Genomic DNA, 22,124 nt, shown 5'->3' on the forward strand with positions numbered 1-22,124 from the left:
AGGATGACTGGCGGCCATGCCTCGCCCCACCGACCCCGGGAGCCCCAAGGTGCCCAATCGCCGTCAGTTCCTCGCCGGTTCAGCCGCCGCCACGCTCGGCCTCGCCGCGCTGCCGTCGCGCCCTGCCGAGGCGGCGGGGCGGAGGCGGCGTCCGAATGTGGTGCTGGTGCTCGCCGACGACCTCGGATACGGGGAGCTGGGCGCGTACGGGCAGGGGCAGATCCGTACGCCGCGACTGGACCGGCTCGCGGCCGAGGGGCTGCGCTTCACCAGCGCCTACGCGGCCGCCGCCGTGTGCGCGCCGTCCCGGGCGTCGCTGCTGACCGGGCTGCACGGCGGGCATGCGACCGTACGGGAGAATCCTTTCGGCGGGCCGCAGGGGTCGCTGACGGCCGGGGATACGACCTTCGCGCAGGTGCTGGCGGGGCGCGGCTATCGGACGGGGTGCTTCGGGAAGTGGGGCTTCGGGCCGGAGGAGGCGGGGCAGGAGAGCCATCCCAATGCCCGGGGCTTCGACGAGTTCTTCGGGTACATCACGCACGGGCATGCGCACGACTACTACCCGGACTACCTGTGGCACAACGGGGAGCGGGTCGAGCTGCCGGAGAACGCGGGTGGCAAGAAGGGGACCTTCGCGCCCGATCTCTTCACCTCCCGGGCGCTCGACTTCATCGATGACGCGGACGGCGACCCGTTCCTGCTGCTGCTCACGCCGAATGTGCCGCACGCCCCGAGCGACGCCCCGCACACCGGCGACTACGACGACCAGCCCTGGCCGGCCGCCGACAAGGGGCACGCCGAGCAGGTCTCGTATCTCGACCGCACGGTCGGCGCGATCGTGGACCGGCTGCGCGGGCGGGGCCTCGCGCGCGACACGGTCGTCCTGGTGACCAGCGACAACGGCCCGCACGAGGAGGGCGGCTTCAACCCGGACCTCTTCGACGCGAACGGGCCGCTGCGCGGCTACAAGCGGAATCTGTACGAGGGCGGCATCCGGGTCCCGCTGATCGCCTGGTCGCCCGGCCGCATCTCCCCCGGCTCGGCCGACCGCCCGACGCCGCTCATCGACCTCCTCCCGACCTTCGCCGACCTCGCGGGCGCCCCGGCGCCAGGCGGCATCGACGGCCGCTCGGTCGCGCCGCTCCTCACCGGCGCGGGGCCCGCCCCCGAGCACCGGCTCCTGTACTGGTACCGCAACGACCCCGGCTCCACCCGGCGGGCGAACGAGGCCGACGAGGGGCGCATCCTGCGGCTCGCGGAGGCCGCGCGGTCCGGTGACTTCAAGGCGGTGCGCTTCGCGCCGGGGCGGGATCGTACGGTGCCGGACGAGGAGTGGGAGGTCGAGCTGTACGACGTGGCCGCGGATCCGGGCGAGCGGGTCGACGTGGCCGGGCTGTATCCGGAGGTCGCGGAGCGGCTGGTGGCGGGGATGCGGGCGGCGTGGAGGTGACGGGCCGCCGGCTTGGGGTGGCCGTCCCCGGCCCGGCTGTCGGCGGCGCGGTCTAGAGTCGGGGGCATGGCTGCTGACGAGGGAAGCGTGCGGGTCGACAGCTGGATCTGGGCCGTCCGGCTGACGAAGACGCGGTCCCAGGCCGCTGCTGCCTGCAAGGCCGGGCATGTGAAGGTGAACGGCGAGCGGGTCAAGCCGGCGCAGCCGGTGCGGCCCGGCGACGAGGTGCGGATCTTCCGGGCGGGCCGGGAGTGGATCGTCGAGGTGAAGCGGCTCATCCGCAAGCGGGTGGGCGCCCCCGTGGCCGTCGAGTGTTACGTGGACAACAGCCCGCCGCCCCCGCCCAAGGTGGAGGTGCCGGTCGTCGCGGTCCGCGAGCGCGGCGCCGGGCGGCCGACGAAGCGCGAGCGCCGCGAGCTGGACCGGCTGCACGGGCGGCCGACGAGACCGTGACAAGGGGAGGCTGAGGCATGCGGTTCGAGATCAGCGCGGCGATAGCGGCGAAGCCCGAGGACGTGTGGCGGGTACTGGCCGATGTGGCGCGGTGGCCCGAGTTCAATCCGGCGGTGACCGCCGTCGAGCGGCTGGACGAGGGCGAGTTCGGCATGGGCAGCAAGGCGCGGCTCAAGCAGCCCGGGATGCCGAAGATGGTGTGGGAGGTCATCGACTACAAGGACGGCACGACCTTCGACTGGCGGACGAAGTCGCCGGGCGTCGCCACCGTCGGCGGGCATACCGTACGGGCGGAAGGGGACGGCTCGCACGTCACCCTGTGGGTCGAGCAGACCGGACCGCTGGCGCCGCTGATCGCGCTGCTCTCCGGCGCCCGCACCCGCCGCTATGTCACCACGGAGCTGAACAGCCTGAAGGCGCGCGCCGAGCAGGCCTAAGGTGAGGCCGCGGCCCGGTGCCCGGACCGAGCCGCGAATCCGCGCCGTCCAGGGTCCGTTCGGCCCTGGCGCGCGGCCCCACTACAGTGCACGATCGCCGCAGAGCATCGATCAACCGCCCGGAGGCGCCGCTATGGGGGACACACGGGAGTTCTCGGCAGGCACGCCCATCAGGGTCTTCCTGGTGGATGACCACGAGGTGGTGCGCCGCGGACTCACCGACCTGCTGGGCGCCGAGCCGGACATCGAAGTGGTCGGCGAGGCCGCCACCCTCGCGCAGGCGCTGACCCGCGGGTCGGCGCTGCGCCCGCATGTGGCGGTGCTCGATGTGCGGCTGCCGGACGGGGACGGGATCACGGTCTGCCGCGAGCTGCGGTCCCGGATGCCGGAGCTGGCCTGTCTGATGCTGACGTCGTTCGACGATGACGATGCCCTGCTGGACTCGATCATGGCGGGCGCGGCGGGCTATGTGCTCAAGCAGATCAAGGGCTCGGACCTGCTGGCGGCCGTCCGTACCGTCGCCTCCGGCCAGTCGATGCTCGACCCCGCCACCACGGCCCGGCTGATGACCAGCCTCCGCGGCACGGACGACGCCGACGGCGACCCGCAGACGGTGGCGCCGGACGCGCCGCTCGCCGCCCTTTCCCCGCGCGAGCGGGAGATCCTCGCGCTGATCGGCGAGGGCCTCACCAACCGGCAGATCGGCAAGCAGCTCTATCTGTCGGAGAAGACCGTCAAGAACCACATCTCCCGGCTGCTGGCGAAGCTCGGCGTCGAGCGCCGCATCCAGGCCGCCGTGCTCGCTACGCAGGGCGTGCTGCCGGCCCAGCCACCGCGGCCGCCGCAGCCGACCCGGCCGGGTCAGCGGAACCGCTGACCGGCAGGTCCCGCCGCCGCAGGGTGAGCGTGAAGTCCTCGGGCATCAGCGTCAGCCGCTCCGTGATCTTCAGCTGGTAGCGCGGGTCCGGGATCAGGTCGTACCGGCGCAGCAGCAGGCCGAGCACCAGCGTGGCCTCGTGCAGCGCGAACTGCATGCCGATGCAGGCCCGTTCGCCGGTGCCGAAGGGCTTGAAGACGTGCCCCGGCCGGGCCCGTACCCGCTCGGGCAGGAAGCGGTCCGGGTCGAAGTCCTCCGCGTCCTCGCCCCAGATCTCCTTGTCGCGGTGCAGGCCCGGGATGAGCACCAGCGCCCAGGCGCCCTTGCGCATCGGGTGCCGGCCGCCGAGCACGGTGTCCTCGCGGGCGGCGCGGGTGAAGCCGGGGGCGGTAGGCCACAGGCGCAGCGACTCGTTGAGCGCCCTGCGTACGTAACGGAGCTTGCTGACCTGGCCGTACGACGGGTCCCCGGCACTCCCCCAGACCTGGTCGACCTCCGCCTGGGCGCGGGCGAGGGCCTCCGGGTTGCGCGCGAGGTAGTAGAGCGCGAAGGACAGGGCGCCGGAGGTGGTTTCGTGCCCGGCGACCAGGAAGGTGATGATCTGGCGGCGGATGTTGGTGGTGTCGAGGCGCTCGCCGGTGGACTGCTGGGCGGTGTGGAGCATCAGGCCGAGCAGGTCGTCGGTGCGGGTGTCGCCGGTCGCCTGGCGCTCGCGGATGACCGCGTCGACGGTGTCGATGAGGTACTGGGTGTGCTCGGAGTCGCGGCGCTCGGCGCGGCGGTTGAGCGCGGGCCCGACGACCGGGAACGGGATGTTGCGGCGCTGGGCGCCGCGCAGGCCCGCCACCATGTGCGTGACGAAAGGGTGCGGCTCCGAGCGCTCGAAGGAGCCGAAGTCGTAGCCGAAGCCGGTGCGGGCGATCGTCTCCAGGGTCATCTTGGTCATGTCGCCGGAGACGTCGGCGGGGGTGCCGCTCGCCGCGTGCCGGTCCCAGGCGTCGAGGACCTGGTGGGCGGTGGTGAGCATCGTCGGGTGGTAGCGCTCCATGGCCTCGCGGGTGAAGGCCGGGGCGAGGATGTCGTGCGCGCGGCGCCAGTTGGGCTCGTGGTTGTGTGCGGTGAAGAGGCCGTCGCCGGCCAGCGAGCGCAGGCTGTTCACCGCCAGCACCACGCGCTTTTCGAAGCGGGACTCGTCGACCAGCTCGGCGGCGAGCTCCGCCCCGGTGACGAAGACGATCTCCAGGCCGAAGACCTTCCGCCGGAAGATGGGCCCGAGATCCCGCGCCATCCGCAGCGAGTCCTGCACCGGACTGGTCGGCGAGACGCCGAGCAGGTCCCCCGCGATGGGCAGCCGCCGGGGCGGATGCGGGATGCGTTCCAGTTCCGGCCAGAGCCGGTTGTGCCTGCGGGCTGCCGAGTACCCCATTGCCGCAACTCCCTATTGAACTCGGTTCAACAGACAGCGTGCGCGGCTATTGAACCCGTGTCAAGTAAGGTGGAGGAATGGCCCGGTTGGAAGCGCAGGACGCGGAGCGGGGGGCGGACGCCGAGCGGCGTCCCCGCACCCGCCTGGGCACGGTCGAGCGCAAGGAGCAGCTGCTGCGGGTCGGCGCGGAGCTCTTCGCGGTGCAGCCGTACGACGACGTCTGGATCGGCCGGGTCGCCGAGATCGCCGGCGTCTCGCGCGGCCTCCTCTACCACTACTTCCCGACAAAGCGGGACTTCTTCGCGGCCGTCGTAGCCCGCGAGGGCGAGCGCCTGATGCGCATGATGGAGCCCGACGCCACCCTCCCGGTCGAGGACCGCCTCACCGCCGCCCTGGACGTCTACCTCCGCTACGCCGAACACCACTCCCAGGGCTTCCGCGCCTTCCACCGCGCCGCCGCGACGGCCGACCCCGACATCGCCCGCATCTACGAAAAGCACCTGGCCGAACAGGAACGCCGCATCACCGAGGCCCTGGCCGCAGGCCCCGCGGAAGCCCTCCCCCCGGCGGCGCTGCGCCTAGCCGTCCGCGGCTGGCTCTCCTTCGTCATCGCCGTCTCCCTGGACTGGCTGGAACGCGACGACCTCCCGCGCGACGAGGTGCGGGAGCTGTGCGCTCGTACGCTCCTGGGAGCGGTGACCCGCTGGAATGGATCATCATGAAGCCATGAGCCTCCCGTCGATCAATGAAGCCGCTCTCCCGCTCGCGACGGAGCAAAACCTCGCCGAGCACGCCTGCCACCTGCACCGAACCCTGAGGGGCGCATCCGTTACGGAGACCGGCGACCTGCTGATCGCCGACAGCGGACTCGACGACGACACCTTCAACATCGTCGCGGCGGCCCGCTTCACCCCGGACACCGCCCCGGCCCGCGTCGCCGAAACGGCCCGGACCCTGGCGGCCACCGGCCGGACCTTCTCCTGGTGGGTGGGCCCCGCCTCCACACCGGACCATCTCGCCGGGCATCTTCAGGCCGCGGGCCTGGAGGCGTCGGAAACCGAGACGGGCATGTGGATGGACCTGCGCGGCCCACTCCCCGAGGCGTACGCGGACGGCCTCGAGATCCGCCGGGTAACCACCCCGGAGCAACTCGCCGACTATGCAGCGGTCCTCGCGGCGAACTGGAACCCGCCCGCCGCGACGGTACGCCAGTTCTTCGCCGACGCCGCCGACTCGGCGCTCGCCGCCGACTGCCCCTCCCGCTATCTGCTCGGCACCGTCGACGGCCGCCCCGTCTGCTCGGCCGAGGTCTTCCTGCACGCGGGCGTCGCCGGCGTCTACAACATCGCCACCCTCGCCACCGACCGCCGCCGCGGCTACGGCGGCGCCATCACCGCGGCCACCCTGCACACCGCCCGCGACGCCGGCTACGACGCCGCGGTGCTACAGGCCTCCGCCGACGGCGACCCCGTCTACCGCCGGCTCGGCTTCACCGCCGGCGGCCACTTCACCGAGTACGCGCTCGCCCCCTGAACCTCGCTCTACGCCGCCGAGGCGGAGTCGCCGACCCCGTACTGTGCCGCCTGCGCCTCGTACATCTCCCGGTAGTGCCCGCCGGGCAGCCTCATCAGCCCGGCATGGCTGCCCTGCTCGATGAGGCATCCCTCGTCGAGCACGTAGATGATGTCCGCGGTCGCCGTGGCCGCCAGACGGTGCGTGATGAGCAGGACGGTGGTGCCGTCGGCGGTCATCTGGCGCAGCGCCTGGAAGGCGGCTATCTCCGCCATCGGGTCCAGGGCTGAGGTCGGTTCGTCGACGACGACCAGGGGTGCGTCCCGGTAGCGGGTGCGGGCGTTGGCGAGCTTCTGCCACTGGCCGCCGGAGACCTGGGTGCCGCGCTCGTAGCCCTTGATGACCAGGCTGTCCCAGCCGTGCGGCAGCGCTGCGACGACCTCGTCCGCGCCGGAGTCCGCCGCCGCCCGGTCCAGCCGCTCGCCGTCCGGGGCGCCGTCAGCGCGGCCGATGTAGATGTTGGCGCGGGCGGTCATCGCCCAATGCGGAAAGTCCTGGGTGAGGATGGCGACCCGGTCGAAGAGCGCGTCCCGGTCCACCTCGCGGGTGTCGGTGCCGTCCCACAGCACCTGCCCGGAGGTAGGCAGCAGCAGGCCGGTGACCAGCTTGGACAACGTCGTCTTGCCGGAGCCGTTGTCGCCGACGAGCGCGACGACGCGACCCGCCGGGATGGTCAGGCTCACCTCCTTCAGCGATGGCGCGGGATTGCCCGGATACGTGAACGTCAGCCGCTCCACCCGTATCTCCCGCGTCGGCTCCGGCAGCGGCGCCCCGCCGGACGGGATGGCGTGCTGCTCCGACTCGCGGCAGGAAACCTCCAGGTCGTGTACGTAGAGGGCCTCCTCGTACAGACGGTTGACCTGGAGCACCAGCGAGGTCAGGTCGGCGGAGGCGGTGCGGATGGCGATCACCGCGGTGCCGCCCACGGCCAGCGGCATGCCGCCCGCGGTGAGCAGCGCCCACAGCGTGCCGTACGTGGCGAGGGCGGCGATGCCCGACAGGCCGGAAGCCACCAGCAGCGTCCCGCCTTTGGCGTGGGCGAGTCGCTTCTGCTCCACCTCCAGGGTGGCCGACATGTCGGCGTACGCACGGTTCAGCAGCCGCCCCGCCCCGTGCGCCCGGATTTCGGCGGCGGTGTGCTGGGCGGTGAGGTCGTTGGTGAGCACGCCGATGGCGCGGCGGTGCTCGATCCACAGGTGGATCGACTCGTGCCGGCGGCGGGCGGTGCGCACCGCGCCCCAGCCCTTCGGCGCCGCGATGAGCGCAAGCATCGGCAGCAGCGCCGGATGCAGCAGCGTCAGCACGCTGCCGGCGGCTATCAGCCCGATCAGGGCGTTGATCACCGCCACCGAGTTGCCGATCATCCGGCGTACGGAGTCGGTCCCGAACCGTCCCGCGTCCAGCGTGCGATGGAAGTCCTTGTCCTCCAGCGCGGCCAGCTCCACTCGCGCCGCCAGACGGTAATACCGCGCGGTGGCCTCCCGCTCGACCTGCGGCTCCAGGCGGGCCGCGGCGGCGACCGAGACGGCCGCGAGAACGGCGGCCAGCGCCGTGACGGCGGTGATGGCGAACAGCGCCGGCAGCGCCTGCCGCAGCCGGTCAGGGGTCGGCCCCTCGGCGAAGAGCGCGACCAGCACCCGGTTGGTGGCGATCAGGCCGAAAGCGCCGCTGAGCCCGATGCCCACCTCCGCGCCCACCACCGCCACCAGCGCGGGCCGGTCGACCGCCCAGGCGGCCCGCACCACCAGGCCGATCATCCGGGGCAGCTCCCGGGCCATGGCCCAGAAGGACAGCCGCAGCAGCGGCAGTTCATGCTGCACATACGGCTTGTCATAGCGCAGCGCGCCGCCGAAAAGCGTCTGCTCGGTCTCCGATACGGGGATGCGCGGCGGCACGCGCCTCCTTGGCCATAACCATCTGGTGAACTGCGGCACCGGACCTCCGTGCGGTAACGGAATGAACACGTACCGCAATCATGGCGGAGCCCACTGACAACCGGTCCAGGCGTTTTTACGCCCGACCGGTCGATTCCCGCGCCTCCACCTCGACCGGCACCTCGGCCACCACTCCGGGCACCTCACCGGGACCCTGGACCAGCCGGTCGATCGCCTCCGACAGCGGGGCTCCGCCGGGGAGTTCGATGCGTACCGTGGACAGGCGCGGGCGCAGCAGCCGCCCGAGCAGCAGGTCGTCGGCGCCTATCACCGCCACGTCGTCCGGCACCCGCAGCCCGGCGTCCTGGAGGGCGCGCTGGAGGAGCATCGCGTATTCGTCGTTGTACGCGAAGACGCCGTCGAGGCGCAGGTCCCGCCAGCGGGCGGCCAGTTGGGCGGCCGACTCCTCCGTGTACGCGAAGTCGAGCCGCGCGGCATGCGCACCTCCGGCCGTCGCGGCGGCCTGCGCGCCGCGCAGGCGCGGGCGGGCGAAGACGGCGAGTTCCGCCTCCTCCGGCACCACCACCCCGATACGGCGGCAGCCGCGCTCCAGCAGGTGGGTGGCCGCCGCGGCGCCGACCCGGCTGTGGTCGAGCAGCAGCGTATGCAATCCGGGCACCGGCTCCGGTGCGACCGCGACCAGCGCCCGCACCCCGGCGCCGCGCAGCACCCGCACCGCCTCGTCGCTGAGCCCGTTCGCCCCGAACACCGCCGCCGGACGCAGCTCCGCCCACGCCCGCGCCTGCGCCACATCACCGGCGGCCCGGTCCCCCGCCCCGTACTGCACGACGGCATAGCCGCGCCGCGCGAGCCCGCGCGACAGCTCGATGAGGAAGCGGCTGAACAGCGGGCCGACGGGGATGTCGGGCGTCGGCAGCAGTACGGTCCGGCTGTGCCCGGCGCGCAGCGTGCGGGCGGCGAAGTGCGGGATGTAGCCGAGTTCTTCCGCGGCCGCGCGCACCCGCGCGCGCGTGGCCTCGCTGACCCGGGCGGTGGTGTTGTCGTTGAGGGCGTACGACACGGTCGCCCGTGAGACGCCCGCGCGCCGGGCGACGTCGGTGCTGGTGGGGGCCGGTGGCCGGGTGGTCCGATCAGTCATGTCCCGCCCATCCTCGCCCGTACCCGCCCCCTCGGGCCACCCCTGCCCACTCCCCGGGACGCGGCCCCCATGGCACGCTCGAAGCAGCGACGGCGCGCGGCGGAAGGCGGTGGCGAACGGTGGAACTCCCCCTGGTGGTAGGCATCGACGGCTCCGAGGGCTCCTTTACGGCCCTGGACTGGGCGGTGGCCGAGGCCATCCGCCGCGGTGCGCACGTGCACCTCGTCTACGCGTCGCTGTGGGAGGCGTACGAGGGGCCGCCCGCGATCCCCGCTCCCCCGCCGCCCGGCCGCGAGCTGGCCGAGCGGATCCTCGCGGCGGCCGGTGAACGGGTCCGCGCGCTGACGCAGGACGTGAAGTTCACGGCCTCGGTCCTCACCGCCGACACCGTGCCCGCGCTGCTGCGCGAGTCCGCGGGCGCCTCGCTGCTGGTGCTCGGCCACCGCGGGCGCGGCTCGATGCCGGGGCTGCTGCTGGGCACGACGGCCCTTGCGGTGGTGGCCCGCGCGCGCTGCCCGGTCGTGGTCGTACGGGGCGGGGAGCCGCATCGGCAGGGCGAGCACCACCGCGTCGTGGTCGGCGTCGGCGACGCGAAGGAGAGCGCGCAGGCGGCGCTCTTCGCCTTCGCCGAGGCGGAGCTGCGCGACCGGCGGCTGGACGCCGTACATGCCTGGCGCTGCCCCGAGCGCGCACTGCCCGTACACCCGCACACCATCGGCGGCGCCGCGGACCCGCACCTGCGCGACGCGCAGTGGACCCTGGACCGGGCGATCCGCGGCCTCGCCGCCGAGCATCCGCGGATCGAGGTGCGGCAGACCGTCCTGGAGGGCCGGGCCCGCGACGCGCTGCTCGCCGAGGGCGCCACCGCCGACCTGCTGGTCGTCGGCGCCCGCCCGCGCGCCGAGCGGCAGTCAGGCATGCAGCTCGGCGAGGTCAGCCATGCGGTGCTGCACCATGCGCCGTGCCCGGTGGTGGTCGTGCCGCAGCGGGATCCGGACGCGGCGTGAGCCGGCCCGGCGGGGCTACCGCGCAAGGCTGGTTCCCCGGGAGATCATGCCCGCTATGTGGGGTTTTCTAGCGGACCATCCGTACGTCACGCTCTTCGCCGTCATCACATTGGGCAGCCTGCTCGGCATGGTCAGATTCGGGCCCGTGGTGCTCGGACCGGCCGGGGTGCTGTTCGTCGGGCTGCTGGTGGGCGCGCTCGACCCCGCCATCGGCAAGGCGGCGCCGGCGGTGCTCGGCGCGGTCGGACTCGCCTTCTACGTCTACACCGTGGGGCTCGAGTCGGGCCCCGACTTCTTCCGCGAGCTGCGCCCGCAACTCCCCGTGATGGCGGGCGCCGTCGCCGCCCTGGTGGCCACGGCCGCCGCCGTCGGCTGGCTCGGCGCCGGGCTGCTCGGGATCCCCGGCGGCTATCTCGCGGGCGGGTACGCGGGCATCGGCACCACGACGCCCGGGCTGGCCGCCGCGCAGGCGGCGGCCGAGCAGCCGGAGCAGCCCGCGGTCGGTTACGCGATCGGCTATCCGCTCGCCGTCGTGCTGGCCATCCTCGCGATCGCGTTCGTCGCCGGGCGCCGCAACTGGGGCTCCGCCAAGGACCCGGGCAGTCCGCTGCCGCGCCGCCTGGTCGCCCGTACGATCCGGGTCGGCGGCGACGCGCGGCTCACGGATGTGCCGGAGATCGCGGACGGCCGGGTGCTGATCAGCGTCGTCCAGCCGGCCGGCGCGGCGAGCGCCGTGGCCCTCGACGCCCGTACGGCCGCGGCAGGCGACCGCATGGTGCTGGTCGGCGGCGAAGAAGCAGTGGCCGCCGCCACCGACCGGCTCGGCGCCCTGGACTCGGGCCACCTCCTGGACGACCGCTCCCAGGTGGACTATCGCCGCATCCTCCTCACCAACCCCGACCTCGCCGGTCGCACGCTCGCAGACCTGCGACTGGCCGAGCGGTACGGCGCGCTGGCCACCCGGCTGCGCCGCGGCGACCAGGACCTGCTCGCCCACGACGACCTCGTCGTGCAGCTCGACGACCGGATCCGGGTGGCGATGCCGCGTGAGCGGACCCGCGAGGTGACCGCGTACCTCGGCGACGTGGAGGCCCGGGTCAGCCAGGTCAGCGCGGTCAGCCTGGGGCTCGGCCTCACCCTCGGCTTCCTGATCGGCATCCCGTCCGTGACCATCGGCGGCTCCGCCTTCGCGCTCGGCACCGCCGCCGGGCCGCTGATCGCCGGGATGGTGCTCGGCCGGCTGCGGCGCACCGGGCCGATCGTGTGGACGCTGCCCACCCGCGCCAACCTGACCCTGCGCCAGATCGGCCTGCTGCTCTTCCTCGCCGTCGTCGGCCTCACGTCGGGCGACGCCTTCCGGAAGCACGCGTTCACCGCCCTCGGCGGCAAGCTGGTGCTGCTGCTGGCGGTGACGGCCGTCCTCGGCTACGCGCTCTTCAGCCTGGTCGCGAAGCTGCTCGGGCAGAGCCGGGAGCGGACCACGGGCCTGCTCGCCGGTTACGTCGGGAATCCGGCGCTGCTGGCGTACGCGAACGGACGGGTGCACGACAGCCGCGTCAACACCGGCTACGCGACCCTCTTCGCGCTCGCCATCCTGGTCAAGATCGCCTGTATTCAGGTGATCGTCAGCCTCTAGAAACTTGCAAGGCGCAAGCAAGTGTAGAATGCACCTATGTCTCACGCCGCAACCCGTCTCCCCCAGGACCACATAGCCACACCACCGGAAACGGGCCGACGCGAGGCGGGCGGCGCCTTCGTCGCGATCCTCGCCTTCTGCGGCATCACCGTCTCGATCATGAACACCCTGATCGTACCGCTGGTGTCCGACCTCCCGAAGCTGCTCTCCACCACCGCCTCCAACGCCTCCTGGGTGGTCACCGCCACCCTCCTCGCGGGCGCGGTCTCCACCCCGGTCATGGGCCGCCTCGGCGACATGCTCGGCAAGCGCCGGATGCTGATCGTCGCCCTCGGGCTCCTCCTGGTCGGCTCGCTCATCTGCGCCCTGACCAGCGACGTCACGCTCATGGTGGTCGGCCGGGCGATCCAGGGCGGCGCGATGGGCGCCATCCCGCTCGGCATCAGCATCATGCGCGACGAGCTGCCGCCGCAGAAGCTCGGCTCCGGCATGGCGCTGATGAGCTCCTCGCTGGGCATCGGCGGCGCACTCGGGCTGCCGGCGGCCGCGTTCCTGGCCCAGCACGCCGACTGGCACACGCTCTTCTTCAGCACCGCCGGGCTCGCCGCGCTGTCGATCGTGCTGGTCCTCAGCGGCGTGCCGGAGTCGGCCCTGCGCCAGCCCGCCCGCTTCGACTTCATCGGCGCGATCGGCCTCTCGGCCGGTCTGGTCTGCCTGCTGCTGCCGATCACCAAGGGCGGCGACTGGGGCTGGGGCAGCTCCACCACGCTCGGCCTCTTCGGCGCCGCTGCGGTGATTCTGCTGGTGTGGAGCCTGATCGAGCTGCGCACCGCACAGCCGCTGGTCGACCTGCGTACGACGGCGAGCCGGCCGGTGCTGCTCACCAACCTGGCGTCGATCCTCGTCGGCTTCTCCTTCTACGCGATGATGCTCGTGCATCCGCAGGTCCTGCAGTTGCCTGAGGCGACTGGGTATGGGCTCGGCCAGACGATGGTGTCCGCGGGCCTCTACATCGCCCCGATGGGTGCGGCGATGATGCTCGTATCGCCGCTGTCCGCGCGCCTGAACGCCGCCCGCGGGCCGAAGGTATCGCTGATCCTGGGCCTGCTGGTGATCGCGGCCGGATACGGCTTCGGCACTCAGATGATGGCCGAGCCGTGGCAGATCGCGATCATCGCTACGGTCATCGGCGCGGGCGTCGGCATCGCGTACTCGGCGATGCCGTCGCTGATCATCGGCTCGGTCCCGGCGGGCGAGACGGGCGCCGCCAACGGCCTCAACAGCCTGATGCGTTCGATCGGCATGTCCACCTCCTCCGCGGTGGTGGCGGTGATCCTCGCGCACTCCACGGTCCGCCTCGGGTCGGCGGAGGTGCCGGATATGGACGGCTTCCGTACGGCCATGGCGGTGGCGGGTGCGGCGGCGGTGATGGGGCTGCTGATCGCCCTGTTCCTGCCTAAGCTGCGGCGGCCGTCGACGCCTGTTGAGACCAGCGCCGACCGGGTGCCGGAGGAGACTCCGGCGCCCGCCGCGGAGGGGCCGGCTTCCGCCGATGTGGCTCCGGCACCGGCCGCTGACGCGTCCGATGCCTCCGCCGCCGCTTCCCCCGGCGTTCGCGGCCGCGTCGCGGGCCCCGGCGGCGCGCCGCTCGCCGGTGCCGCGGTCACGCTCATCGACCCGGCCGGCCGCCAGCTCGGCCGTACGGTCAGCGACGCCGACGGCGGCTACCGGATCCCCGCCTCGGCCACCGGCACCGCGACCCTGATCGCCGCCGCCGACGCCCACCAGCCGCACGCCACGCCCGTACGCCTGGCGGCAGACCGGCAGCTGGTCCAGGACCTCCTGCTCTCTACTCCCGAGGGCTCGGTACGCGGCACGGTCCGCGGCCCCGGCGGCGTCGCCCTGCCGGGCGCGCGGGTCTCGCTGGTCGGCGCGGATGGCGAGGTGGTGGCCACGGCCACGACAGATGCCACCGGCGCCTTCACCTTCGACTCCCTCCCCCGCGCCCGCTACACGGTGGTCGCGACGGGCTACGAGCCGGTGTCGGTCCCGGTCGTCCCGGACGGCAGCAGCGCCTTTGAGATCGAGGGCGTGGACGTGCGGCTCGGCGGCTAACGCTGACCCGCTAGACGGCGGCCGATGCCGCCATCGCCGCGCCCACGATCCCGGCATTGTTCTGCAGCTCCGCCGGGACGATCTCCGCCCGTACGCCCTCGATCAGCGGCACGAACTTGTCCGCCTTGCGGCTCACCCCGCCGCCGATGATGAAGAGGTCGGGCGAGAAGAGCATCTCCACATGGGCGAGATACTTCTGCACCCGCTTCGCCCAGTGCGCCCAGCTCAGGTCCTCGTCCTCCTTGACCTTCGACGAGGCGTGCTTCTCCGCGTCGTGGCCGTGGAGTTCGAGGTGGCCGAGTTCCGTATTCGGGACGAGGCGGCCGTCGGTGAAGAGGGCGCTGCCGATGCCCGTGCCGAAGGTCAGGAGCATCACCGTGCCCTTGCGGCCGCGGCCCGCGCCGAAGGTCATCTCGGCGACGCCCGCCGCGTCCGCGTCGTTGATGACGGTGACCGGGCAGCCGAGCCGCTTGCCGAGGAGCGTGGCCGCGTCCAGGTCGACCCAGCCCTTGTCGACGTTCGCCGCGGTGCGCACCGTGCCCGAGGTCACCACGCCGGGGAAGGTGATCCCCACCGGCTTCCCCGAACCCTGCCATCCGAAGTGCTCGGCCACCTCGGCCACGCACTCCGCGACGGCGTCCGGCTTCGACGGCTGCGGCGTCAGCACCTTGTGCCGCTCCTCCGCAAGACCGCCCTCGTCCAGATCGGCCGGGGCGCCCTTGATGCCCGAGCCGCCGATGTCGACACCCAGAATGTTCATGGAATTCACCCTACGGTGAGCGGCAGGTGCATCATGTGCAGCCCCACGTAACCCTTGTCCGGATGCTTGAACCCCTCCGGGACCGTGCCGAGGACCGAGAAGCCGAGCTTGCGGTACAGCTCGACCGCGGCCGTGTTCGTCTCCACCACCGCGTTGAAGACGATCCCGCGGTAACCGGCGCCGCGCGCCCACTCGATGACGTACTCGCACAGCGCCCGCCCGATGCCGCGCCCCGCGTGGGCCGGGTCGACCATGAAGCTGGCGGTGCCCATGTGGGAGCCGTTGCCGGGGCGGTTGGTGTTCATGTGCGCCGTGCCGACGACGCCGTGCTCGTCGTCGACCGCGACCACCGAGCGGCCGGGAGCCTTGGTGATCATCCACCACTCGCGGCCCTGGTCCTTGTCCAGATCCAGGGGGTAGACGAAGGTCTCACCGGCGGCGGCGATCTCGTGGAAGAACGGCCAGATGGCGTCCCAGTCGGCGGCGGTGGCCTCTCTGATCATCATGGGCCCAGCCTGCCCCGCCGCCCCGGCCTTCGTCTACGGCAATGAGCCCAGCTCCGCCGCCACCTCGCGCACCCGCCGCCGCAGCCACGCATGCCCGGCGTCGGCCTCGTGCCGCGGGTGCCAGGCCTGGGCGAGCGGCAGCCGGGGCAGGTCCAGGGGGATCTCGAAGGCGGTCAGCCCCAGCCGCTCGATCAGCGGCGCGGCGATGCGCCGCCCGGTGCGGGCGACGAGGTCGGTGTTGGCGGCGGTCAGCAGCGCGGCCGAGAAGGTCGGCACGGACGCCACCACCCGCCGGGAGAGTCCGAGGTCCGCGAGCGCCGCGTCGATCGGCCCGTGCAGCCGCCCGCGGCGCGAGGCGGTGACGTGGTCGGCGGCGGCGAACCGCGATGGCGTCACCGGGCCGCCGTCGAGCAGCGGGTGCCCGGCCCGTACAACGCCGACGTTGTCGTCGGTGAACAGCTCCTCGACGCGGGTCTCGGGCGCGGTCCGCGTGATCACCCCCAGCTCGAGGTCGGCGCGGCTCTCGCGCAGCGCGTCGGCGTCGCCGGGCCCCTCGGGCAGCAGCCGGAGTGCCACGCCGGGCGCCTCGTCCCGTACCCGCGCGAGCAGCCGCAGCCCGAGGGCGGTCAGCAGCGCCTCGTCGGCGACCAGGGTGAAGGTCCGTTCCAGGGTGTCCAGGTCCAGCTCCCCCGCGGGCGCGAACACCGCCTCGGCGCTGGTCAGCGCCTCGCGCACCTGGGCGCGCAGCTCCAGGGCGCGCGGCGTCGGCACCATATGGCGGCCCGAGCGGACCAGCACCGGGTCGCCGAGGGCGCGGCGGATGCGGGCGAGGGTGCGGCTCATGGCCGGGCTGGAGAGGTGCAGCCGGTCGGCGGCGCCGGTGACGCTCTCCTCCTCCAGCAGGGCGTCGAGGGCGACGAGAAGGTTGAGGTCAAGCCTGGATTGCATGGCATGCATCTTTCCATTACCTACATTGCATTTGAAGTCATTCCGGCCGACTGCCACCGTTCGGTTCATGCCCAGAAACCCCGTCGCACCCCTGATGTCGGCCTGCGTGATCCTGGCCGTCTCCCTGGTCGCCGCGATCAACCTCGCCATACCGAAGCTCGCCGCCAGCTCCCTCGACCCGAGCCGCACCCAACTGGTGTGGATCGTGGACGCGTACGTCATCGTCTTCGCCTGCCTGCTGATCCCCGCCGGTGCGCTCGGCGACCGCCTCGGCCGCAAGGGGGTGCTGCTCGCGGGCCTCGGGATCTTCGCCGCCGGCGCCGTGCTGGCCGCGCTCGCCCCCGCCGCCGGGGTGCTGATCGCCGCGCGGGCCGTCATGGGCGCGGGGGCCGCGCTGGTCATGCCGGCGACGCTGTCGCTGATGCTCCAGTCCGCGCCTGCCGAGCGGCGCGGGCACGCCATCGGCGTATGGACCGCGGCGACCGGCATCGCGGGCGCCGTCGGCAATCTCGCCGGCGGGGCGGTGCTGCAATACCTCCCCTGGCAGGGCCTGTTCTGGTCCGCGGCACCCGCGGCGCTGCTGCTGCTCGCGCTCACCGCCCGCTACGCGCCGCGCGGCGAACGCCACCCGGCCGCCGCCGACCTGCCGGGCACGGCGCTGCTGGTGCTCGGCTTCGTCGCGCTCCTGTACGGGATCATCGAGGGCCCGGAGCGCGGCTGGTCGGCGGGCGCGGTGCTGGTGGCCTTCGGCGCGGCGGCGGTGATCCTCGGCGGCTTCGTGGCGCGCTCGCTGCGGGCGGCGCAGCCGCTGGTGGACCCGCGGCTGTTCGCGGTGGCCCGGCTGCGCGCGGGGGCGCTGGGCGTGACGGTGCTGTTCGTGGGGCTGTTCGCGCTGTTCTACGTCAACGCGCAGTATCTGCAGTACGCGAAGGGCTATTCGCCGCTGGTCGCGGGGATCGCCATCGGGCCCCTGGCAGTCGGCATGCTGGCCTTCTCCAGGCGCGCCATACCCCTGTCGGGGCGCGTCGGCGCCCGCCCGGTCACGGCGGCCGGGTTCGGACTGCTCGTCGGCGGGCTCGCGCTGATGTCGCTGACCGGGGCGGACACCCCGTATCTCCTCTACGGGCTGGTGCTGCTCGGCCTCGCCGCGGGCATGGGCCTCGCGATGCCCGTGCTGTCCCAGCAGATCATCGCCGCGCTCCCCCCGCACCGGGCCGGGCTCGGCTCCGGACTCAACAGCGCGGTACGGGAGGTCGGCAGCGCGCTCGGGGTCGCCGTGATGGCGACCGTCCTCGCCGGGCACTTCGGCGGCGCGGAGCCGCGGGGCGCGGCGGCGGTGGCCGCGTTCACGGACGGGATGGCCGCCGGGTACAGGACGGTCGCGATCGCCGTCGCCGCCTTCGCCGTGCTGATCGTCGTCTGGCTGCGCGAGCCGGCGACGCCCTAGGACGCGCCCTTCACGCGCTTCCAGGTGCGGCCGTCGTCGCGCGACGCCCAGAGGCCCTCGCCCTTCGCCAGCTCGTACGTCGCCGTCGTCGTGTCCGCGATGCCGTACAGGGTGGTGCCGTGCACGTCGAACGACGTGAACTTCGCCGGGGTCTTGAACTCGTGGAAGCGGCGGTTCGAGCGGTCGTCGGCGAGCCAGTACCGGCCGCCCTCCTCACCCACCGCGAGCCGCCCGTCCGAGCGCGCGTGCAGCGCCACGGCCTCCGGTCCCAGCTTGAACTCCCGCCACGGGACGCCCCCGCCGTTGACCACCCGCCAGGTCTTGCCGCCCTCCGTCGCCACCAGCAGCCCCCGCACGTCCTGACTCCGGTTGAGGGTCACCGCCGCGGTGCCGCCGCGCGCGGTCAGGACGCCGCCCGTGTACGGATCCGGGACATCGCGCGAGCCGAGGGTACGGCCGTCGCGCTGCCAGACGACCCGGTTGGGGTCGTCGGTCAGCGGCTGGTCGAGGCTCCAGGCGGTCCCGCGCTCGTCGACGGCGAGGCGGATGCCGTACTCCGGCACTCCGGCCGGGGCCGCGATGGTACGGGTGGCGGGGCGGTAGATGAGGGACGGCTCGATCGCGGAGAGCATGACGTCGCCGGGCCGGGTGCCCAGGGCCTTCTTCGAGACGGTGACCGGCTGCCGCTTGCCGCGCAGGTCCAGGACGTACGCCCCGTCCGACCCCTCCCCCGGCGGCACGCGTACGAAGCCGTCCTTCAGTCCCTCGAACCGGTCCGGCTGCGACTCCGAGTCCGCGTGATTCGCCTTCTGGGCGACCGTACGGCCGGCTGGGCTGACGATCCGCCAGGCGAAGGCGGCCGGTCCCTCGTCGTCCTCGACATTGCCCGCCCAGTACGTCAGCAGCAGCGAGCCGTCACCCGCACGCGCCACCCCCGCGGGAGCCCCGGCGGCCTCGATCACCTCGTCGGGCTTCGGGTGCGGATCGTTGATGACGCGCTTGTACAGCGTCTCGCGGTCCTCGCCGCCGCCCCCGGAACTGCCCGCGCTGCAGGCGACCAGCGCCAGCACCGCCCCCGCCGCTCCCGCCAACCTGCGCGTCCGCCGCCTAAGCCACATCATTCACACATCCTCACACGCGTACCTCGCGCGAACGGCGGCATTGGCGGGGCCGCGGCCCGCCGTTCGTGGAAAGATCCGCCCCATGGCGACCTTGAGCGAGCTGCTGCCCGTGGAGGCCATCCGCCTGGACGTCCCGGCGGCCGACTGGCGCGCGGCGGTACGGGCCGCCGGCGACCTGATGACCGCGACCGGCAGCACCACGGACGCGTACACGACCGAGATGCTCGAGAACGTCGAGCACAACGGCCCGTACATCGTCATCGCCCCCGGCCTCGCCTTCGCGCACGCCCGCCCCTCCCCCGCCGTGCGGCACACGGGGATGTCGTGGGTGCGGCTGGCGGAGCCGGTGGCGTTCGGGCACGAGACGAACGATCCGGTCAGCCTCGTCGTCGGGCTCGCCGCCGAGGACTCCGGCGCGCATACGCAGGCCATGGCCTCGCTCGCGCAGCTGCTCGGCGACCCGGCCACCGAACAGGCGCTCAGCGAGGCGCGGGACCCGGAGGCCGTACACGCGATCCTCGCGGGCGGCGTGCCGCAGGCGCAGCAGCCGAGGGACGCCGCGCCCGGCGGCTCGCACAAGATCCTCACCGTCTGCGGCAACGGCCTCGGCACCAGCCTCTTCCTCAAGAACACCCTGGAGCAGGTCCTCGACCGGTGGGGCTGGGGCCGCTTCATCACCGTTGAGGCGACCGACACCATCTCCGCAAAGGGGAAGGCCTCCGAGGCCGTCGCCATCTTCACCTCCGGTGAGATCGCCAAGGCGCTCGGCGACCCCGGCATCCCGGTCCGGGTGATCGAGGACTTCACGAGCAGGAAAGAGGTGGACCGCGCCATGCGGGACACCTACGACGTCTGAGGAGAGGGCCCATGGACTGGCTCGTGTCCCTGGCGCAGTTTCTCGTCAACGAGATCCTGAGCCAGCCCGCGTATCTGATCGGTCTGATCACGGCAGCAGGCCTGATCGCGCTGAAGAAGTCGACCGGGCAGGTCATCGGCGGCGCCATCAAGGCGACGCTCGGGTTCCTGCTGATCGGCGCGGGCGCGGGTCTGGTGGTCGCGTCGCTGGCACCGCTCGGCGAGATGATTCAGGGGTCGACGGGTGCGCACGGCGTCATTCCGACCAATGAGGCGATCGTCGGCATCGCGCAGAAGGAGTACGGAGCGCGGGTGGCCTGGCTGATGATCGTCGGCTTTGCGCTGAGCCTGGTGCTCGCCCGCTTCACGCCGCTGCGGTACGTGTTCCTGACCGGGCATCACATGCTGTTCATGGCCACGCTGCTGACGATGGTGCTGGCCACGGCCGGGATGAAGTCGTGGATCGTGGTGCTGCTCGGCGGCGTGCTGCTGGGCATCATGCTGGTCTCGATGCCGGCCTTCGCCCATCCATGGACGAAACGGATCACGGGCAACAACACCGTCGCCATCGGCCACTTCGGCACGGCCGGGTATGTGGCGGCGGGCGCGACCGGACAGCTGGTCGGCAAGAAGAGCCCGTCCACCGAGGAGATGAACCTCCCCGAGGGGCTGCGCTTCCTGCGCGACTCGATGGTGGCGACCGCGCTGTCCATGCTGCTGATCTACCTCATCATGGCGCTGATCTTCCTGGGCAAGGTCGGCAGGGAGACCGCCTTCAAGGCCTTCGCCGTCGACGGCGGCGCGGCCGCGACCGGCGTCGGCAACTATCTGATGCAGGCCGTCATGCAGGGCCTGCAGTTCGGCATCGCGGTCGCCATCATCCTCTTCGGCGTCCGCACCATCCTCGGCGAGCTGGTGCCGGCCTTCCAGGGCATCGCGGCGAAGGTGGTTCCGGGCGCGGTGCCGTCGCTGGACGCGCCGATCGTCTTCCCGTACGCGCAGAACGCCGTCCTCATCGGCTTCATCTTCAGCTTCATCGGCGGCCTGATCTCGCTCGGCCTGCTCTCCGCCGTCTTCAACCCGGCCTTCGGGCTCGCCCTGGTGCTGCCGGGACTTGTGCCGCACTTCTTTACGGGCGGCGCCGCAGGTGTGTACGGAAACGCCACCGGCGGCCGGCGCGGCGCGATGGCGGGCGGCTTCGTCAACGGCGTGCTGATCACCTTCCTGCCTGCGCTGCTGCTGAAGGTGCTGGGCGCCTTCGGCAAGGAGAACACCACCTTCGGTGACGCCGACTTCGGCTGGTTCGGCACACTGATCGGCAACGCGGCGAAGGTGGGCACGGGAGGCGGCATCGCACTGATGCTGCTGATCGGGGCGGCGGTGCTCGCCGGGGCGATCGTCATGCAGAAGAAGGTCGTGGAGACCGGCTGGGACCCGGGCGCGCGGCGCGACGCCGTGCTCGGGCCGCAGGCGCGCCCGGAGGCGCCGGTCGAGGATGCGGTGCCGCGGGCGGCGGGCTCGTACCAGAAGCTCGTCCCTCCGGCGGGGGCGCCGAAGCCGCCGCCACCGCCGGAGGACTGAGGGCCCGGGGTCAGGCGGGCAGCGTCGTGTCGACGATGACGCTGATCTCGATGAGCTGGCCGGGAAAGGTCAGCTCGGTCACGCCGAGCGCGGTGGCGGCGGGGCGGTGCTCACCGAAGTACGCCCGGTTTCCCTCCGCCATCGCGTCGGCGTGCCGCGGCAGGTCCACCAGGTACAGGACCTGCGAGATGATCTGGTTCCTGGTGGCGCCGTAGTGGTCGAGGACCTTGTCGATGGCGGCGTGGGTCTGCTTGAGCTGGGCGGCGAAGTCTCCCGGCTTCAGGAGCTCGCCCGCTTCGTCGAACGCGAGCTGACCCGATACGTGGATCTGGTCGCCGGACTTGATCGCCTGCGAGTAGCCGAAGTGGCTTTCGGCCGGAACCTGGTGATTGAAGGCATCGATGGTGGACACGTTGGCCCGCCCTTCTTCCGTGGTCTCTTGCGGTTACTCAGAAACTGTAGGAGAGTCTGAGCTGACCTGGAAGAACGCACTTTTTCGTTACTAAGGAACCTCATGGTGACCAAGCAGCAAGTGGCGGGTCTGCCCGAGGACGCCGACCTGCGGCGCGCGGACTCACTGGCGCGGGAGATCTTCTCCGACGTGGCCAACAAGTGGGCGCTCCTGATCATCGAGGCGCTCGGCGAGCGCACGCTGCGCTTCAGCGAGCTGCGCGACGAGGTCCAGGGCGTCAGCCACAAGATGCTCACGCAGAACCTGCGCATGCTGGAGCGCAACGGCCTGCTCGACCGCAAGGTGCACCCCACGGTGCCACCGAAGGTGGAATACACCCTCACCGAATCGGGCCGCGCCCTGCGCACCACGGTCGACGCCATCTGCGGCTGGACCGTCGAGCACCTCGGCCAGATCGAGTCCGCCCGCCGCCGCTTCGACGACTAGGC

At 72.5% G+C, this 22,124-nt stretch carries 21 protein-coding genes; 13 read left to right on the top strand and 8 right to left on the bottom strand.

Annotated features, from left to right (window positions below; genetic code table 11):
* Nucleotides 1–49 precede the first annotated feature (49 nt).
* From ACNNMR_RS02720 to ACNNMR_RS02735, 4 genes are all read left to right on the top strand, one after another.
* A complete protein-coding gene (locus tag ACNNMR_RS02720; RefSeq protein WP_419992860.1) occupies nt 50–1,450 on the top strand; it encodes an arylsulfatase in 1,401 nt (466 codons plus the stop codon).
* A gap of 66 nt (nt 1,451–1,516) precedes the next feature.
* Nucleotides 1,517–1,903 carry an RNA-binding S4 domain-containing protein gene (locus ACNNMR_RS02725; protein WP_419992861.1) on the top strand — a complete coding sequence of 129 codons (387 nt, stop codon included), beginning with the start codon at nt 1,517–1,519 and terminating at the stop codon, nt 1,901–1,903.
* Between the two features lie 17 nt (nt 1,904–1,920).
* On the top strand, nt 1,921–2,340 hold the full coding sequence (locus ACNNMR_RS02730) for an SRPBCC family protein (RefSeq protein WP_419992862.1): 420 nt from the start codon (nt 1,921–1,923) through the stop codon (nt 2,338–2,340).
* A 133-nt stretch (nt 2,341–2,473) separates the two neighbouring features.
* Nucleotides 2,474–3,217, top strand: a complete 744-nt coding sequence (locus tag ACNNMR_RS02735; RefSeq protein ID WP_419992863.1) for a response regulator — start codon at nt 2,474–2,476, stop codon at nt 3,215–3,217.
* Here ACNNMR_RS02735 and ACNNMR_RS02740 read toward each other — a convergent pair.
* Nucleotides 3,144–4,643: a cytochrome P450 gene (locus tag ACNNMR_RS02740; RefSeq protein WP_419992864.1), complete on the bottom strand. Its 1,500-nt coding sequence runs from the start codon at nt 4,641–4,643 to the stop codon at nt 3,144–3,146. The two genes, ACNNMR_RS02735 and ACNNMR_RS02740, sit on opposite strands and share 74 nt — an antisense overlap.
* A 77-nt stretch (nt 4,644–4,720) precedes the next feature.
* Between ACNNMR_RS02740 and ACNNMR_RS02745 the strand changes: the two genes are divergently transcribed.
* Together ACNNMR_RS02745 and ACNNMR_RS02750 are read left to right on the top strand one after the other, a co-directional pair.
* Nucleotides 4,721–5,365, top strand: a complete 645-nt coding sequence (locus tag ACNNMR_RS02745) for a TetR/AcrR family transcriptional regulator (protein ID WP_419992865.1) — start codon at nt 4,721–4,723, stop codon at nt 5,363–5,365.
* Nucleotides 5,366–5,369: 4 nt separating this feature from the next.
* Nucleotides 5,370–6,176: a GNAT family N-acetyltransferase gene (locus tag ACNNMR_RS02750; protein ID WP_419992866.1), complete on the top strand. Its 807-nt coding sequence runs from the start codon at nt 5,370–5,372 to the stop codon at nt 6,174–6,176.
* A gap of 8 nt (nt 6,177–6,184) precedes the next feature.
* On the opposite strand, the gene ACNNMR_RS02755 is transcribed toward ACNNMR_RS02750, so the two are convergent.
* Nucleotides 6,185–8,110, bottom strand: a complete 1,926-nt coding sequence (locus ACNNMR_RS02755) for an ABC transporter ATP-binding protein (protein WP_419992867.1) — start codon at nt 8,108–8,110, stop codon at nt 6,185–6,187.
* A 115-nt stretch (nt 8,111–8,225) separates the two neighbouring features.
* Nucleotides 8,226–9,248: a LacI family DNA-binding transcriptional regulator gene (locus ACNNMR_RS02760; RefSeq protein WP_419992868.1), complete on the bottom strand. Its 1,023-nt coding sequence runs from the start codon at nt 9,246–9,248 to the stop codon at nt 8,226–8,228.
* Nucleotides 9,249–9,367: 119 nt separating this feature from the next.
* On the opposite strand from ACNNMR_RS02760, the gene ACNNMR_RS02765 reads away from it, so the two are divergent.
* From ACNNMR_RS02765 to ACNNMR_RS02775, 3 genes are read left to right on the top strand one after another with little or no spacing between them, the layout of a single operon-like run.
* The gene (locus tag ACNNMR_RS02765) at nt 9,368–10,255 is read left to right on the top strand and encodes a universal stress protein (RefSeq protein ID WP_419992869.1); all 888 of its coding nucleotides are present in this window, start codon (nt 9,368–9,370) and stop codon (nt 10,253–10,255) included.
* Between the two features lie 55 nt (nt 10,256–10,310).
* A complete protein-coding gene (locus ACNNMR_RS02770; RefSeq protein ID WP_419992870.1) occupies nt 10,311–11,891 on the top strand; it encodes a TrkA C-terminal domain-containing protein in 1,581 nt (526 codons plus the stop codon).
* A 36-nt stretch (nt 11,892–11,927) separates the two neighbouring features.
* Nucleotides 11,928–14,006, top strand: a complete 2,079-nt coding sequence (locus tag ACNNMR_RS02775) for an MFS transporter (protein WP_419992871.1) — start codon at nt 11,928–11,930, stop codon at nt 14,004–14,006.
* 10 nt (nt 14,007–14,016) lie between these two features.
* Here ACNNMR_RS02775 and ppgK read toward each other — a convergent pair whose 3' ends face one another.
* The 3 genes from ppgK to ACNNMR_RS02790 are packed head-to-tail and all read right to left on the bottom strand — an operon-like array spanning nt 14,017 to nt 16,229.
* The gene (gene ppgK, locus ACNNMR_RS02780; protein ID WP_419992872.1) at nt 14,017–14,766 is read right to left on the bottom strand and encodes a polyphosphate--glucose phosphotransferase; all 750 of its coding nucleotides are present in this window, start codon (nt 14,764–14,766) and stop codon (nt 14,017–14,019) included.
* 5 nt (nt 14,767–14,771) lie between these two features.
* On the bottom strand, nt 14,772–15,272 hold the full coding sequence (locus tag ACNNMR_RS02785) for an N-acetyltransferase family protein (RefSeq protein WP_419992873.1): 501 nt from the start codon (nt 15,270–15,272) through the stop codon (nt 14,772–14,774).
* A gap of 33 nt (nt 15,273–15,305) precedes the next feature.
* Nucleotides 15,306–16,229, bottom strand: coding sequence for a LysR family transcriptional regulator (locus tag ACNNMR_RS02790; RefSeq protein WP_419992874.1), 924 nt, complete (start codon nt 16,227–16,229; stop codon nt 15,306–15,308).
* 58 nt (nt 16,230–16,287) lie between these two features.
* On the opposite strand from ACNNMR_RS02790, the gene ACNNMR_RS02795 reads away from it, so the two are divergent.
* A complete protein-coding gene (locus tag ACNNMR_RS02795; RefSeq protein WP_419992875.1) occupies nt 16,288–17,667 on the top strand; it encodes an MFS transporter in 1,380 nt (459 codons plus the stop codon).
* On the opposite strand, the gene ACNNMR_RS02800 is transcribed toward ACNNMR_RS02795, so the two are convergent.
* Complete coding sequence (locus ACNNMR_RS02800) at nt 17,664–18,788, bottom strand: hypothetical protein (protein WP_419992876.1); 1,125 nt, start codon at nt 18,786–18,788, stop codon at nt 17,664–17,666. The genes ACNNMR_RS02795 and ACNNMR_RS02800 overlap by 4 nt on opposite strands.
* A gap of 82 nt (nt 18,789–18,870) precedes the next feature.
* On the opposite strand from ACNNMR_RS02800, the gene ACNNMR_RS02805 reads away from it, so the two are divergent.
* Nucleotides 18,871–19,644 carry a PTS sugar transporter subunit IIA gene (locus ACNNMR_RS02805; RefSeq protein WP_419992877.1) on the top strand — a complete coding sequence of 258 codons (774 nt, stop codon included), beginning with the start codon at nt 18,871–18,873 and terminating at the stop codon, nt 19,642–19,644.
* 11 nt (nt 19,645–19,655) lie between these two features.
* On the top strand, nt 19,656–21,224 hold the full coding sequence (locus ACNNMR_RS02810; protein WP_419992878.1) for a PTS ascorbate transporter subunit IIC: 1,569 nt from the start codon (nt 19,656–19,658) through the stop codon (nt 21,222–21,224).
* A gap of 10 nt (nt 21,225–21,234) precedes the next feature.
* Here ACNNMR_RS02810 and ACNNMR_RS02815 read toward each other — a convergent pair whose 3' ends face one another.
* Nucleotides 21,235–21,636, bottom strand: coding sequence for a RidA family protein (locus tag ACNNMR_RS02815; protein WP_419992879.1), 402 nt, complete (start codon nt 21,634–21,636; stop codon nt 21,235–21,237).
* A gap of 102 nt (nt 21,637–21,738) precedes the next feature.
* Here ACNNMR_RS02815 and ACNNMR_RS02820 point away from each other — a divergent pair, with 102 nt between their 5' ends.
* Nucleotides 21,739–22,122, top strand: coding sequence for a winged helix-turn-helix transcriptional regulator (locus ACNNMR_RS02820; RefSeq protein ID WP_419992880.1), 384 nt, complete (start codon nt 21,739–21,741; stop codon nt 22,120–22,122).
* Nucleotides 22,123–22,124 lie beyond the last annotated feature (2 nt).

The sequence above is a fragment of the Streptomyces boninensis genome (assembly GCF_048572725.1).
Taxonomy (GTDB): domain Bacteria; phylum Actinomycetota; class Actinomycetes; order Streptomycetales; family Streptomycetaceae; genus Streptomyces; species Streptomyces boninensis.